Source organism: Mycolicibacterium komossense (genome assembly GCF_025822605.1).
GTDB classification, from domain to species: Bacteria; Actinomycetota; Actinomycetes; order Mycobacteriales; family Mycobacteriaceae; genus Mycobacterium; species Mycobacterium komossense.
The window spans coordinates 1-14,011 of the sequence record NZ_JACKTY010000020.1 but is presented as its reverse complement, the minus strand read 5'-3'; the positions used below and the strand labels follow the sequence as shown (position 1 = coordinate 14,011).

The 14,011-nt window shown below is 62.2% G+C and carries 15 protein-coding genes and 1 pseudogene; 6 read left to right on the top strand and 10 right to left on the bottom strand.

The features are described from left to right. Positions 1-7: 7 nt before the first annotated feature. The gene (locus tag H7J73_RS07540) at positions 8-1,399 is read right to left on the bottom strand and encodes a DUF7847 domain-containing protein (RefSeq protein WP_435405444.1); all 1,392 of its coding nucleotides are present in this window, start codon (positions 1,397-1,399) and stop codon (positions 8-10) included. On the opposite strand from H7J73_RS07540, the gene H7J73_RS07535 reads away from it, so the two are divergent. Beyond that, entirely contained in the window at positions 1,398-1,862 is a 465-nt protein-coding gene (locus tag H7J73_RS07535; RefSeq protein WP_264066706.1) for a GatB/YqeY domain-containing protein, read from the top strand. The two genes, H7J73_RS07540 and H7J73_RS07535, sit on opposite strands and share 2 nt — an antisense overlap. A gap of 5 nt (positions 1,863-1,867) precedes the next feature. On the opposite strand, the gene H7J73_RS07530 is transcribed toward H7J73_RS07535, so the two are convergent. Both H7J73_RS07530 and H7J73_RS07525 read right to left on the bottom strand, forming a co-directional pair. Beyond that, entirely contained in the window at positions 1,868-2,662 is a 795-nt protein-coding gene (locus H7J73_RS07530) for an acyl-CoA thioesterase (protein WP_264066705.1), read from the bottom strand. Between the two features lie 168 nt (positions 2,663-2,830). Next, positions 2,831-3,202, bottom strand: a complete 372-nt coding sequence (locus H7J73_RS07525; RefSeq protein ID WP_264066704.1) for a helix-turn-helix domain-containing protein — start codon at positions 3,200-3,202, stop codon at positions 2,831-2,833. 814 nt (positions 3,203-4,016) lie between these two features. Between H7J73_RS07525 and H7J73_RS07520 the strand changes: the two genes are divergently transcribed. The 4 genes from H7J73_RS07520 (at position 4,017) to H7J73_RS07505 (ending at position 5,995) form a co-directional block, all read left to right on the top strand. Then, entirely contained in the window at positions 4,017-4,445 is a 429-nt protein-coding gene (locus H7J73_RS07520; protein WP_264066703.1) for an Hsp20/alpha crystallin family protein, read from the top strand. Positions 4,446-4,452: 7 nt separating this feature from the next. Further along, positions 4,453-4,788 carry a hypothetical protein gene (locus tag H7J73_RS07515; RefSeq protein ID WP_264066702.1) on the top strand — a complete coding sequence of 112 codons (336 nt, stop codon included), beginning with the start codon at positions 4,453-4,455 and terminating at the stop codon, positions 4,786-4,788. A 580-nt stretch (positions 4,789-5,368) separates the two neighbouring features. Then, positions 5,369-5,548 carry a hypothetical protein gene (locus H7J73_RS07510; RefSeq protein ID WP_264066701.1) on the top strand — a complete coding sequence of 60 codons (180 nt, stop codon included), beginning with the start codon at positions 5,369-5,371 and terminating at the stop codon, positions 5,546-5,548. An 18-nt stretch (positions 5,549-5,566) separates the two neighbouring features. Then, positions 5,567-5,995 (top strand): GNAT family N-acetyltransferase, encoded by a 429-nt coding sequence (locus H7J73_RS07505; protein ID WP_264066700.1) that lies wholly within the window; start codon positions 5,567-5,569, stop codon positions 5,993-5,995. Positions 5,996-6,063: 68 nt separating this feature from the next. Here H7J73_RS07505 and H7J73_RS07500 read toward each other — a convergent pair whose 3' ends face one another. After that, a complete protein-coding gene (locus H7J73_RS07500; protein WP_264066699.1) occupies positions 6,064-6,444 on the bottom strand; it encodes a hypothetical protein in 381 nt (126 codons plus the stop codon). Between the two features lie 108 nt (positions 6,445-6,552). Here H7J73_RS07500 and H7J73_RS07495 point away from each other — a divergent pair, with 108 nt between their 5' ends. After that, complete coding sequence (locus tag H7J73_RS07495) at positions 6,553-7,236, top strand: hypothetical protein (RefSeq protein WP_264066698.1); 684 nt, start codon at positions 6,553-6,555, stop codon at positions 7,234-7,236. On the opposite strand, the gene H7J73_RS07490 is transcribed toward H7J73_RS07495, so the two are convergent. From H7J73_RS07490 to H7J73_RS07465, 6 genes and pseudogenes are all read right to left on the bottom strand, one after another. Beyond that, positions 7,233-7,874, bottom strand: a complete 642-nt coding sequence (locus H7J73_RS07490) for a hypothetical protein (RefSeq protein WP_264066697.1) — start codon at positions 7,872-7,874, stop codon at positions 7,233-7,235. The genes H7J73_RS07495 and H7J73_RS07490 overlap by 4 nt on opposite strands. After that, positions 7,875-9,059 (bottom strand): phage major capsid protein, encoded by a 1,185-nt coding sequence (locus H7J73_RS07485; RefSeq protein WP_264066696.1) that lies wholly within the window; start codon positions 9,057-9,059, stop codon positions 7,875-7,877. After that, positions 9,060-9,547, bottom strand: a pseudogene (locus tag H7J73_RS33825) (HK97 family phage prohead protease). A 67-nt stretch (positions 9,548-9,614) separates the two neighbouring features. Further along, a complete protein-coding gene (locus H7J73_RS07475) occupies positions 9,615-10,754 on the bottom strand; it encodes a phage portal protein (RefSeq protein WP_264066694.1) in 1,140 nt (379 codons plus the stop codon). A 68-nt stretch (positions 10,755-10,822) separates the two neighbouring features. Further along, positions 10,823-12,310, bottom strand: a complete 1,488-nt coding sequence (locus H7J73_RS07470; protein WP_264066693.1) for a terminase TerL endonuclease subunit — start codon at positions 12,308-12,310, stop codon at positions 10,823-10,825. Positions 12,311-12,781: 471 nt separating this feature from the next. Next, positions 12,782-13,944 (bottom strand): IS3 family transposase gene (locus tag H7J73_RS07465; protein ID WP_264066692.1). Its coding sequence is split into 2 segments (ribosomal slippage): positions 12,782-13,650 and positions 13,650-13,944, totalling 1,164 coding nucleotides; the frame shifts between segments, so codons are not numbered across the junction. Between the last annotated feature and the right edge of the window lie 67 nt (positions 13,945-14,011).

The window sequence follows — 14,011 nt, the reverse complement described above, 5'->3', positions numbered from 1 at the left end:
CTGATCCTCACTGCCGGGTGAGCCACAGGTGATCGGTCGAGTCCGACGGTGCCGCGGGACCCGTGGCACCGGTGCGCAATACGAGATCGAACGCCTCGGCGCGCATGCGCCGGTCGGTGTAGAGCAACACGAGCACACCGGCGAGGAACGGCGTCGTGATGATCTGCCCGATGATCGCGCCGATGGTGGCCACGACGGTGCCGATCAGGACCGCCGAGGTGGAGTCGGTGCCGGTGACGGCGGAGACGATGGCGAACGGGATCGCGATGGCCCCGGCCACCACCCAGGTGACCACGCTGGCCAGCAGCCGGATGCCAAGCACGCGCATGAAGTCGTTGCGCACCAACGCAAACGAGCGTCGAATTGCGGCGATGATGGGCAACCGTTCCAGGACGATCGTCACGGGTGCGAACGACAGCACGGTGCCCAGATAGATCAGCGCCACCAAAAGACCGAAGCCGAGCGGGATTCCGATGACTGCGGCCACCACGCCGTTGGCTGCCGCCGCGGCAGCGACAATAACCAGCACGACGACGCCGACCAGGAGCGCAGCACCGACCCCTTCCAGGAGAGCCAGTCCGATCAACGGCAGGATGCGCCCGCGGATCCTGGTCCAGGCGGCGCCGATGGTGATCGACGAGCCGAATACGGCGCGACCGACGATCACCGTGAGCATGCCGCTGAGCACGAGCGCGGCCAACGCCTGAATGACCGCGCTGACGATCGACGTCGCCGATGCGCCGATCACGGCGGTCATGGAAGTGCTCTCACCCCGCAGGGCGTCCAGCTGACCGATGGCTGCCAGCGGCCCGACCTGCAGGATCAGCCCGAGAACCTGACTGATGATGACGACGACGGCGGTCAGTCCGAGCGTCGCCTTCGGATTGCGCCGGGCGTAGATGACGGCGCCGTTGAAGATGTCACTGAGACTCAGCGGCCGCAGGGGGATGATCCCGGGCTTGAGATCCATCGGTGGTGCGGCCGGATAGCCGGGCGGTGGATACCCGGGTGGTGGGTATCCCGGCGGCGGATACCCGGGATAGCCCTGAGGTGGATACCCCGGGTAGCCCGAAGGCGGCGGGTAGCCAGGTGGCGGATAACCCTGAGGCGGTGGATAGCCGGGGGGCGGGTAGCCGGGGGGCGGGTAGCCGGGCGGGGGATAGCCCTGCGGGGGATAGCCCGGTGGTGGATAGCCCGGTGGACCTTGGTGCGGGGGCCCATACCCCGGCGGCGGTGGCGGATAAGCCTCTGGCGGCCAACCGGGGCCCGTTGGGGGCATGCTCACCGGCCGACACCCCCGTCGTCGTTGCTCATGGTGACCATCCTGTCGATGACTGCCGGAATTGACAACGTGCGTCTGCGCCGGGCCGCATGCCCAGGCGCGTAGCGTCTCGGGCATGGCCGAACTCAAAGACCGGCTGCGATCTGATCTGACCGCGGCGATGAAGGCACAGGACAAGCTGCGCACGGCGACCCTGCGGATGCTGTTGGCGGCAATCCAGACCGAGGAGGTCGCAGGCAAGGTGCCGCGCGAGCTCACCGACGAGGACGTGACCAAGGTGCTGGCTCGCGAGGCCAGAAAGCGCGGAGAGGCCGCGCAGATCTACATCACCAACGGCCGTGGCGAGTTGGCGGCCAACGAACGTGCCGAGGCCAGCGTCATCGACGAGTATCTGCCAACGCAGCTCAACGACGACGAATTGGCCAATGTGGTCAACACGGCTATGGCTCAGGTCGCGGAGGAAATCGGCGAACGGCCCGGACCCAAGCAGATGGGACTGGTTATGAAGGCCGCCAACGCAATTGCGGCGGGCAAGGCCGATGGCGCGCGCATTTCAGCCGCAGTCAAGGACCGTCTGTAGATTCCTCAGATCCGCCAGAGCGCTTCCTGCGCGGTATTCGCGATGAGTGTTCCCGCCCTGTCGTAGAGCGCACCGTGCACCAACCCGCGGGAATCGCTGCTGTTGGCCTGGTTCACCTCGTAGCGGTGCCACTGCTGCGGGTCGAAGGGACGGTGAAACCAGACGGAATGGTCGAGGCTGGCGGCGAAGCCGAGGCCGGGCCGGAGCGGTGTCCCCGGCGGACGTGCCACCGGCACCGGGCCGAGATCGGACATGAACGTCAACGTGGCCGCCCGGGTCAACGGGTCGTCCTCGATCGCGTCTTTGGTCCGGATCCAAAATGGCGGAACCGCGAATAGCGACGTGTCGGTCGGCGTTGCGCGGATATCGAATCGGCTGGCGAATTCGAGATCGGGAGTTTTCGGTATCGCTGCGTCGAATTCGACGGCGGGCGTTGCGGCCGCGAACCAATCGGCGCCGGCTTCGGGGCGGTGAAATGAGGCGATCATCTCGAGAATGACCTTCCCCTGTTGCACTGCGGTCACCCGTCGGGTGTCGAACGAGCGACCGTCGCGCGTGCGCTCGACCCGCAGTTCGATATCGACGCCGTACTGCCCGCCGCGAACAAAATAGAGATGTAGCGACTGCGGGAGCTTGTCCGGTTCGACGGTGGCACCGGCAGCACCGAGCGCCTGGGCGGCAATCATTCCGCCGAACAGCCGCGGTCCCGGACCGCCCTTCGGATCGGGGTAGACGAACACGTCACCGTCGCGGTCGAACTGTAGAAGCTGCTGGATCCAGCTCTTCGTGGCACCTGTCATCAGGTGCCGACCCTATCGGTTGCTGTGGCGGGGGCGTCGGCCGCTATGCGGTGATCGGTAGTGGTCGCGCTGACAATCGAACTCAAGTCGATGGGCGGCAAGGGCGAGTGGAGCGGCCAGCGGCGGGTTTGGTTCGGGATCAACGAACCGAAGGGGATCGGCGGGGTTTTAGGTTTGGGGATGCTCACCGGGTGGGTCAGCTCGCTGGTCGAGGCTGCGGTGAAGTTCGGCGTTGATGGTGCGGGCTTCGGCGAGTTGGTCTTCGAGGATGATGATGCGGCACGCGGCATCGAGTGCGGTGCCGTTGTCGACGAGTTCGCGGGCTCTGGCCGCGATCCGCAGTTGATAGCGCGAGTAGCGGCGGTGCCCGCCGTCGGATCGCTGGGGGGTGAGCAGTTTCGCCTCATCGAGGCTGCGTAGGAATCCTGGAGTGGTTCCTAGAATTCGGGCGGCGCTACCCATGCTGTACGCGGGGTAGTCCTCGTCGTCGATCTTGTCATTCGGGTTACCGTCGGCAGAACCGCTATTCGATTGTTCCACAACACCTTTCGAAACATCTTGCTGGAGCACAAAGAAGGGCCGGCAACCCCGGAGCGCACAATCACACCGGGGCCGCCGGCCCTGAGGAGATAACTACCATCTATCGACACTGCTGAAAAAATGCGGTATCGACCCGACTTACCATCACGGGCGATCCGACGGTAACTCCTCCCTTCTTCTTGCCTTGCGCGAGAGAGGTACTGCACTTCGGGTACTGCTTCACTTCGGGTACTGCACTTGCGGGTACTGCTTCACTTCGGGTACTGCACTTGCGGGTACTGCTTCACTTCGGGTACTGCATCTCTGCTAGACGGTCCGAACCGCTGTGTACTGCAACGCTTCTCGCGGTTCTCTCCGTCTCCGATCTTCGTACTGCCACGGGCAGTTCGTCTCTCCCGTGCCATCATCCTCTGTTCTGTCTACGAGAGAGAATATAACCATTCCGGCGGCGCATGTCTACCCCCGCGACATGAGATTTTCTCCTCCTTGCGCGACCTACTTCGGGTTCTGCGCCGTGAACTTCTTCGCCGATGTGCCCGCGTGGACGAAGGCCGGCATCACCGAACCCTTTGTCGGGCGCCGCTTGTCTCCGCGTGAGCGCACGGGCACTCGGTCACCCCCCCCGGAGGGCTGCACCAGGGCTCGGGCCGCACTGGCGGGAAGTGGGTGTTCTCGGGGGTCGGCGATTCGCGGTCAGAAAATTACGGGGCCGCTCCTTGCCTATAGGTGGCTCAGGTGCTATACAAAATGTATGCCATGTGGCATAGATAAATTGAGTGTCTGACATCAGATTGGAGAGTTGGAGGTGGCGACCATGTTGGTGCGTACCGATCCGTTCCGTGACCTCGACCGCTTCGCCCACCAGGTGTTGGGGACCGCGGCGCGCCCGACGGTGATGCCGATGGATGCCTGGCGCGCAGGCGAAGAATTCGTCGTCGAATTCGATCTGCCCGGGATCGAGGAAGAGTCGTTGGATCTGGATATCGAGCGCAATGTGGTGACGGTGCGTGCGGAACGGCCAGATGTTGATCCCGGGCGGGAGATGCTGGCCAGTGAACGCCCTCGTGGGGTGTTCAGCCGGCAGTTGGTGCTGGGAGAGAATCTCGATACCGACAGGATCGACGCGTCCTACGACGGCGGGGTCCTACGGCTGCGGATTCCGGTGGCCGAAAAGGCCAAGCCTCGCAAGATCTCGATCGGCCGCAACGATCACGATCGTGGACGCAAGGTCATCAACGCCTAGCTGGGCCATGAGAGACGACGGGCGCAACGAGCGGGCGACGATGACAGCGATCGAGGGCACCGTCATCGGTATCGACCGGGAGATCTGGTTCCTGGATCCCGATGTCGTGGCGCTGTTCGCCGAGGTGGACGACATCTTGTCCGCGGCTGCACTCACCGCGCACCGCCGGCCACCAGCGCCACCAACGGCCACCGTCGCTCCCCTGCTCCGCTCGCGATCGGCTCGCCGGTACTTCGGTGTGATGATTCGCCCCTGGCGCGGACCCGCGCACCCCGTGCGCGCAGTCCAACGCAGCCCACCTACTGCGACAGCCGCGACCGCGGTCACGCCCACCGTCAAGTGAAAGGCAGGTGATGGAATCACCACAGAAATGAACCGAGCGGTCCGCACCCCCGGCCACACCTGTGGACGCGCCTCACATCAGTGAGGACACGCCACGTGCCCAGCCAGGCGACTTCCCCGGGGGCGGGCCGTTCGTTTCTTGCGCGACCTCATCGTCGATTGAGTGCTGGCTTCGCATTTTTCACAAGGTCGGCCGTGGACACTCAATCAACGCGCGGCGCAGCACCCAGCCCTTGGTGGCGGTTGACCACCCGCAACAGAAAAAGACCCCGACCAGAATGACCAGTCAGGGCCTCTCACCTGCATCAACGCGAGTCGGGGTGGCGGGATTCGAACCCACGACCTCTTCGTCCCGAACGATCGCTACCAGGCAGTTTGCTGACGACGGATGATGATGGCAAATGGCGGTTTATGCAGGTAAGACGCTATTCGCCGTCATCTGCCATCAGTGCCCGTCGGGGGAAAAACGTACCGAACTGCGTACCGTCCTCCCGCCCCGTCGGTACGTCGGCGTCAAGAGTGTATGCATTGCCGCATACATCCATTCCGCTACGCACTTTCGGCCGCTACGTTCAGTCAACATGCGAGACATCACCGCCACGTGGCGTGACGACACTTCCCGACTGACACCGCAGCAAGTCAAATTCCTAGAGCGCTGCGACGCCAACCCCGATCACCCGAACGGACCCGAGGGTCACCGGTTGGGCATGCTCGTCATCGCTGAAATGCTCGGCGGCTGCGGGCCAGGCGGGCTGAACTAGATGCACGGAGGTTCGCAGTTGGAGTTTGTCGAGAGGCACCAGCCGTTCGAATTGTCCGACGAATACAAGTTTGGATGGCAACGGACTCACGACGAGCCCGACAAACGTTGGTACGAGGAAGTGCTAGATGGCGGCCTAGTTGTGGCGCGCGTCGAGCTTCACAACACCCTCGACGTAGGCGGTCTCCCCGGCTATGAAGCGCCCGACATCGGCGCAGTGACACTGAGGATTCACCTGCTTGAGGTTGCCAGCCAATATCGCGGGCGAGGCATCGGCACCAGGATTGTGGCCGCGCTTGTCGCGCGGTATCCAGAGCGACGCCTCGTCGCCTTCAGTGAGGCTGATGACTTCTGGGGGTTAAAGCTTCGATGGGACCGATCGCTAGCCCAGGAGAAAGGGAGGGTCGGCCACAGCACGGACAAGCCCTCTACATACAGCCGTGCGTAAGCGGACCTGCCTAGTGCCACAACGACAACCGCCCCCGTCAATGCGACGGGGGCGGTTTTGCGTTTGGTCTACTCCTGCGGAGGTTCGTCCAGATGCTCCGTAATGGTGATGGTGGAATCCTTGACAGAGCTGATGCGGAAACGCATGTCCAGCATGTGGGTGATCTTCAGAAGCAACTCAAACGGGTCGATACCGTTGTGAATCTGGATGTCGACCGCTCGGATCTCGGACAGCTCCGTAGGCGGCCATTCCGATTTTCGTACGGCGATGACATGAGGGTTGAACGTCCCCGATTCACCAGCCCCGAAATCAAGCCCGATGATCATCCACTCTTCTTGGTCGATGCCGGTGAGGTCATAGACGCTTGCGCCCATTCTCTTATCGAGCTGCGCCGTGCCACGCCAGTCGGGGTAACTCACTTGTGCGTGACCCCATTCGTATTCGTTCATTGCATACCCCTTTCGTTATCCCCCGCACAACAAGGCGGCAGCGATGAGGGTATAGGCAGGTACCGACGAAACCGCGGGCGAGCTAGCATCATGAGAGGGGGGTACATCGTGGACTGGTCATTTGTAGCTGGTGCGCTGACGGCCATTGCGGCGGCCATCGCGGGCCAGATAGTTCCGTTCTTCACGAGACGCGAAGATCGAAAGCACGAGGCGCTGCTGGAGTTTGAGCGGCGGAATGCAGACGACAAGCGCAAGACGCTGCTCGCGGTGATCCACTGGGCTAACGGCATCCGAGCAGCAGCCGCCGCGAGTCCCGATCCTATTGTCGCGTCCTACGTGCGCGCGGACATCCTGGCTTTCGCCGCCGCTAACCAACTGGACCATAGCGACGAGATAACCGCCTATACGAGTCAAGAGGTCCAGCGGGGTTACCAGCACCTCAATCAACTGTTGGAACGTGCGCTAATCGCGCCGATTCGGATGATGCTCTCTCACCTTGAAGATAAGGACAGGTCTCACACGGAGGCGATCATGTCCTACTCCGCAGAAATGCAATGGGAAGGAAAGGACTACGACCTCCGCGACCTAATGACCGCCGGGGAGAGCGCCGCCCTCGCGATGCGGTTGCGGGCAGAAATCGATAAGGCTGTGGCGTCAACGGTTGATGCGAACGAACTGCATCGTCTGGCAAGTGAGTTGATAGAGGCCGCCAAAGCCGATTTGCGCGGACATTCCGGTAAAGCATTGCCCCCCAGAATCTTCCGCCGCTCTACCCCTAAACAGCTTCCCTAGACCGCTGCCCACAACCGCCGAAATGGCGCAATGCTGGCCAGCACATCGGCGTCGAGATCTGCGGTCCCAGCGGACCATCGCATCTCGACGTCATCGACGCGATTAAGAGTCGGTGCGCCCGCGGGGCTTTCCCGGCGTTCGTAGAAGCGGCTTCCCTGAATGAGCGTGGCCAGCTTCACTGCATCGGGCGCTGCGGTCCATCCCCACGTTGCGGTGATCTGGACACGGCCATGTAGCGGCGTGGTTGTCTCCAGACGGGTCCACGGCCGACCATTAGCCGCGCCATTCAGCGGGGTCAGATCAAAGTCAGTGACCGACTGGTATGCGCCGCCCACATCCACCAAGACCTCTAGACCATCGGTGGTCATCAGATCATCGATGTCGACGCCGTGGCGGTGGCGCAGGTATCCCCCGCCGAAGTAAGGCAGGTAGCCGAAATGTCGGTGTTCGTGCCGCGGGCGGTCGGGGTGATAGAAGCGGGCCACGGGTTCATCTGCCACGCCGAACTGGCGGCCGGTGGCCTTGTCTATAGCGCGTGATGCTGCCTCGGTGGCCAAGGCCAGCGCGGGATCATCGGGATCGATCCCGCGCCAGCTTGCCAGGTCGGCAGCGGTTGCATAGCTAGGCTGCCAGCTCACTTAGACGTCCTGAGTGGCGAGAACCGTGTAGGCCTTGCGGTTCTGGATTGCGCCGCCCGCGCGCTGCCAAGCGGTGAATTCGACTTCACCGTTGTTAGCGCGGGTGTACGGATTCACCACCACGGCAAGCTGTTCCACGGAGCGCCAGACGTAGGCCTCTCGAAGATCGCCCAGCACAGCGAAATTGGCGCTGTCACCGATGCCATTCGGGAAAGTCTGGTCCAGAACGACGGGATATCCGAGCAACGTCTTCTGCGGTGCGCCAGCGATACCGGAGGCAGCCTGATCGAAGATCAGCGGTCGGCCGTTGTCGTCTTCCAACTTGCGGATAGCGGTCCACGTCGCCTTATTGAAAACCCACTTGGCATTCTGTTCGTAGCTCGGGTCCAGCTTGGCCTCAAGGTCCAACAGATCCGCGTAGGTGATCGTGGTGGTAGTAGTCAGCGCCTTGTCTTCGGTCAGGCCTGCGTGGCAGATACCGAAGATCTCGCTGCTTCCGGAGCCGACTGCGGCCTCGGCCGCCATCTTGCGCATGATGCGGGTGCCGAGCTTCTTAGCGATGTGCGCCTCAATAGGAAAGAACGCGTCCTGAATCAGCTCGACGGGAACGCGCAGCGGCAGACTTCCAGTGCCCGCCGACGTGAACTTGTACGTAGGCAGCGACACGGTGCCGTAGGCCAGATCGTCTCCGCCGCCGAACACTGCCGACTCAGCGGTGATAGCACCCTGATTCGCCGTGTCGTCGTTGGACGGGTACTCGATGGTCGCACCGTTCTGAGTCGGCAACTGCTCAACCTCGTTGAGCAATCCGCCGAAGGCCTTCTGTACCTCTACCAGCTTGTCGCGGAAACCGGGCGGGATAAGGTAGCCGCCCGCACTGTCGCCGCTGCCCAGTGCGCGGAGCTCGGTCATATCTGAATTCGACTGTCCGGTGCGAAGATACGACCGGAACGCAACGTCTAGCCCGTCGTCACCCTTGGCGGTAGCGACGTGGACACCGGCCTGCAACGAGGCATTAGGCGCAACGTATGCAGCGGTGCGGCTACGCAGTTCGGCGGTCTTCTGGGCGGCCTTCAACTGGCCCTCCAGTTCCTCGTAAGAGGTGACCTCTTCATCAGTGAGCGAGCGGGTTTCACCGAGTGCGGAGATTTCCTGGAGCTTGGCCAGGATCTGTTCAATAGTCAATCAATTGCCTTTCGTAAGGTTGGCCTTGGCGCGTGCCAGGATCATTTGAGTACGGCTGTCGATAAGGGTTGTGGTACTTGGCTTGGAGCGGAGAGAGACCGAAGTCCCCTGGTACGCAGGCAGACTGACCGGACTTATTTCAATCAATCGCGACACACTGTGATGCGTGCGGAGGTCTCTGCCCTCGTGAACGCTCCACTCGTCCTTACCGGACTGGAACGCGAACGAAACCCCGGTCAGGTCGCCGCGGGCGATCAATTCGCGGGCATCGCGTCCTGGGCCGGTGTCGGGCAAATCAACCTCGAAATGCAGGCCCCGGCTATCTGGGACAGCCGCAACGTGGACGACGATTGGCGGCCCAGTAGCTTGCCGGAATCGTGGTCCAGAAACGCGCGCACATCGGTCGCCGGATCGGCTAGCACGGCATCGAACGCGGTCCGTGCGATCACTTCCAGGAACGGGCCGATATCTGCGCGTTCGTTAAACACGCTGGCGTACCCACTGATTCGGTTACCTTTGACTTCGGAGCGGAGTTCTAGACAGCGCCGTTCAATATCACTCACCTGCGGCCACCGACTGAATGGCTGGAGTCAGTTGGTCGCCGTCAGGCAATGCAGGCATGTTCCTGATTCGGCGCGCCTCATTCTTGGTTAGGAGACCGGCCTGTACTTGGGCGATCAGTAGCGTGATCTCAGTTTCGGGATCGGGCTGCACGAGGCCGGAATAGTCGAACTCGCATGCGAGGTTTGGCGATAGGAGGCGAGAGAGACGCGCCTCAATGCGACTTGTCCACGCAGACAACGTGTACCGAGCGTAGCCGCGGTTCTGTTCGGTGAGACCTGCACCGAAGGACGTTTGCTTTTGGGTTTGACCGAGTAGGTGCGGCGGGATGCCGAACCACCGGGATACCTCGTCCACCTGGAACGCGCGCGACTCTAGGAACTGGGCATCCGCCGGGCTGATAGACCACGGGGTGATGGTCACGCTGCGGTTGATGAAGGCGATTTCACCGGCGTTATTCACCCCGGCCAGCTTGCGGTCCAGGCCCTCTTTAATGGCCTTGGCGTCTTCTTCTGGCAGCTGTTCGTCCACTGTCGCGATAGCGCTGGCCAGCAGACCAGAACCGAACAGCCGCGAGGACGCTTTCTCCCCTGCGATGGACGTGCCAAAAGAGTTGCGAGCAACAGTGATCGGACTCAGTCCACGGATACCGTCGGAACTCAGCGCCGGGATATGAACTACGTCGCGGTCAGTGAGTTCGGTGGACGTGCCGTTGGCCAGTTGGATTCGGTAGACCTTGCGGCCGTCCTTCACCTCTATGCCAACCGCCGTAGGGTGGACCGGCTGGAGTCCAAGCAACTGGCCAGCGCCGCCGTAGATCTTGAGTCCGAAGAAATTGCCCTGCAACAGCAAGTGCAACAGCATGGTCTCTACGAACTCGTAGTCCGTGATTCCATCCGGTCCCGCGGGAGTGTCGAGCCAGCTGGTTGTCCGCTGCGTGGTGCCGTCGGGACGGGTCTGCACGGTGCGAAGTGGTAGCGCTGCGATAGATCCGGCAATGAGACTTACCGAACGGAACACCGCCGATAGACCAAGTGCGGATGTCTCGTTGACAGTGACCCCGGCCAGCGACGGGGCACCGCCGAACAGGGCGAACATGTTGGGATCGGAGATTGAATAGTTGCGTTGCTCCACCGGTGGTGGCGGATCTGGGGTGCGGAATGTCCGCGTGAAAGGTGACAAATGGTGCTCCAATTATGTTGTTACAGAACGAATGCCGGTGCCTTCTGGGGAGCCGGCCGTTGTGCGCGGGCGTGCATCAGCGTCAAAGCGATTGCGGCGTCGATTTTTCCGCGGCTCTTGCGCTTCTCTAGGGTGAATCCGTGCTCACCGAGGCGTGGCTTGGCGTTGAGAATCTGCCGCTTGTACAGCTCGTCCCCGTTGTGCGAGATCTCTCTGCGCATGATCGCCTCGTAGATCTCTTTGCACGCCGGGGTCATCCGCTCAACCGACTGTGGAAAGTCCACCATCGGGAGACCTTCATCAGCCAGGATCTGCGCGGGCAGTTCGAATAGTCTTTTGTCGTAGGCGATCTCGGATAGCCTGTACGTCCGGTCTAGTTCGCGCAGGTAGCCCATGATGTCGGCAAGGTCCACGGTGCCGTCTGCCGTCGGGTGCCAGATCTTGCATTCGGTATAGAGCACACCATCGGGTTGGTACTGACCGATGACGACTGCCGTTGTGTCGCTGGACAATCCGACGTCTATCCCGACTGTCGCAGGCTCACCAGGTACTAGGCGATGGTCTAGAGAATTGAGGTCCGACCACACGCGGTCACCGTTGGTGCCTAGCCAGCAGTCCACGCCTTCCACGAATTGAGCCAGCCGGTACAGGCGGAACTCGGATTCGATCATCATCGCGACGTCATTGCGAAGGGCATCGATGCCGAGGTAACCCTCATCGATGGCCGGGTTGGCTAGCCGCCACATCGCTTCATCGCGGTAGTCACACCCTTCGGGCGCGGATAGCTCGGTAAAACTCACACCGGCCGGTGCGCGGCCGTCTAGGTGTGCTTCCCGCAGGCTCCACAGCGCCGACTCGCGGTGATCGGGTCCAGGTGTACCGATACTCACCACGAGGGAAGCCGTCCGCTTACCAGAAGCCATGACTAAGGCGTTCCAGACTGCGACAGGCTGAAACCCAATCTCATCCACAATCGCTAGCGACGGGTCTAGGCCCTGGAGCGTGTCGACGTCGTTAGCGATCGGAGAGCACTCCCCGCCGCCGCATTCGTCATTCGCGACGAACCGGGTATCCCCAATGCCCTTGTAGATGTTGGCCCGGTTAGCGAGTTCGGGCTCACTCTTGACCATCTTCAAAGCGACGTTGTAGATCGCCTTCTTAGCCTGCCCAACCGACTTGGCCACGATGACTACCTGCGGCTCACCAGTGGGGTTCTTATCGAACGTCGCCCACACCGCCATGGCGGCCAACAGAGTTGATTTACCCGCGCCTCGTGGGGCCTGGAATGCGGCCTGGCGGATACCGGGCTTCAGGATGTCCCGAATCCATGACTTCTGGAATTCGGCGAGCTTGAGCGGCTTGCCATGGCCCACGCCCTTGGGACTTCTGCAGTAGGTCTCGATGAACCTGATGCACCGCTCTGCCGGATCACCTTTGCCCTTGAAGTTCCAACGGAACCACGGGCCAGCGGTGATGTCTTTGACCTTCATTGTGGCGTTTCCGGTCAACGAATCACCTCCTCATCTTCTCTGTGACCTGCGGGTTTGCGAGTGGTAGCGGGTTCCGTTTCAGCGCAGCACAAGTCGCCTACCAGCACGTTTGCTGGAAATGCCGCCGCTGCGAAGCGTCCCGTTGTATGTGGAAGGAACGCCGGGTCGGTCAGGCGTGACCTGCGGTTTCGCAACTTTCTGGGGGTGGGTGGAGCGCGCTACCTCGCCAGAGACACGCTCGACACCCACCCCGGCCCTATGCCACCGACGAATACGACAGACCGACCGTGTACGTACTCGATTTGCAGAGCAGTTGGTCATCCTTGAGCTCAATCCAATGAGGCAAAGGGGACTGCCCCGAGTTCAGTTGACTCGCGGGGTGTGAATTTCAGGCCGCGGTTGCGACTGGTGTGTGGAGCAGTTCGAACTCTATCGGGGTGAGTCGCCCNGGGACTGCCCCGAGTTCAGTTGACTCGCGGGGTGTGAATTTCAGGCCGCGGTTGCGACTGGTGTGTGGAGCAGTTCGAACTCTATCGGGGTGAGTCGCCCGAGTGCGCGTTGCCGGCGGCGTCGGTGGTAGGTCCGCTCGATCCAGGCCACGATCGCCAGGCGTAGTTCGGCTCGGGTGGACCAGCGTCGCCGGTCGAGCACGTTGCGCTGCAGAAGGGCGAAGAAAGACTCCATGGCGGCGTTGTCCCCGCATGCACCGACGCGGCCCATCGATCCATTTAAACCGTTGTGCGACAGTGCATGGACGAACTTTCGAGACCGAAATTGGCTTCCCCTGTCGGAGTGAACGATCGTCGCCACAGGTGAGCGTAGTGCCACGGCGTGATCCAGGGCGGCCACCGCGAGTGAGGACTTCATCCGTGAGTCGATCGAGTAGCCCACGATCCGGTTGGAGTACACGTCTTTGATGGCGCACAGGTAGAGCTTGCCTTCGTCGGTGCGGTGCTCGGTGATGTCGGCCAGCCAGACCTGGTTGGCCGCTTGGGCGCTGAACTGACGTTGCACGAGGTCGTCGTGCACTGGTGGCCCGGACCGACGGTTCAGCCCACGTTTCTTGGCGAAGATCGACCAGATGCGCTCCTGGGAACACAGCCGTGCGACGCGGTTCTCGCCGGCGGTGATCCCACGCCCGGGGAGCTCATCAGCGATGAATCGGTAGCCGAAGGCGGGGTCATCGGCATGGATGTCACGGGCGGCGTTGATCAGGTGTGCGTCGTCCCAATCGCGCTGCGCCAGGGGTGTTTTGCGCCATTTGTAGAACGCCTGGGTCGAGAATCCCAGGACCCGGCAGGTCACCGTGACGGGCACGCCGTCGTCGGCAAGGTCGAGGACCAGCGGGTACATCATTTTGGGTTGGCGTCCCGGGACAGGTAGCCGACAGCGCGGCGCATCACTTCGGCCTCCTGCTCGAGGAGTTTGATCCTCTTGTGCGCTTCGCGCAGCTGCGCGGCTACATCGTCAGCAGCGGCTGACGGTGTGCCGGTCCGCCCGGCGCCGTCCTCACGGTCGGCGATTTTGAGCCAGCGATGCAGGCAGGCCTCCGAGATCCCGAAGTCCTTCGCGATCTGGCGCAGCGGCGCCTCGCCTTTGCGGGCCACAGCGATGACGTCGGCTCGGAACTCGGCAGGAAACGGTTTCGGCACGAGATTGATCCTTCCAGCAAGGACGAATCCTCACAGGTCAGGAGTCAACCAAACTGGGGGCAGTCCC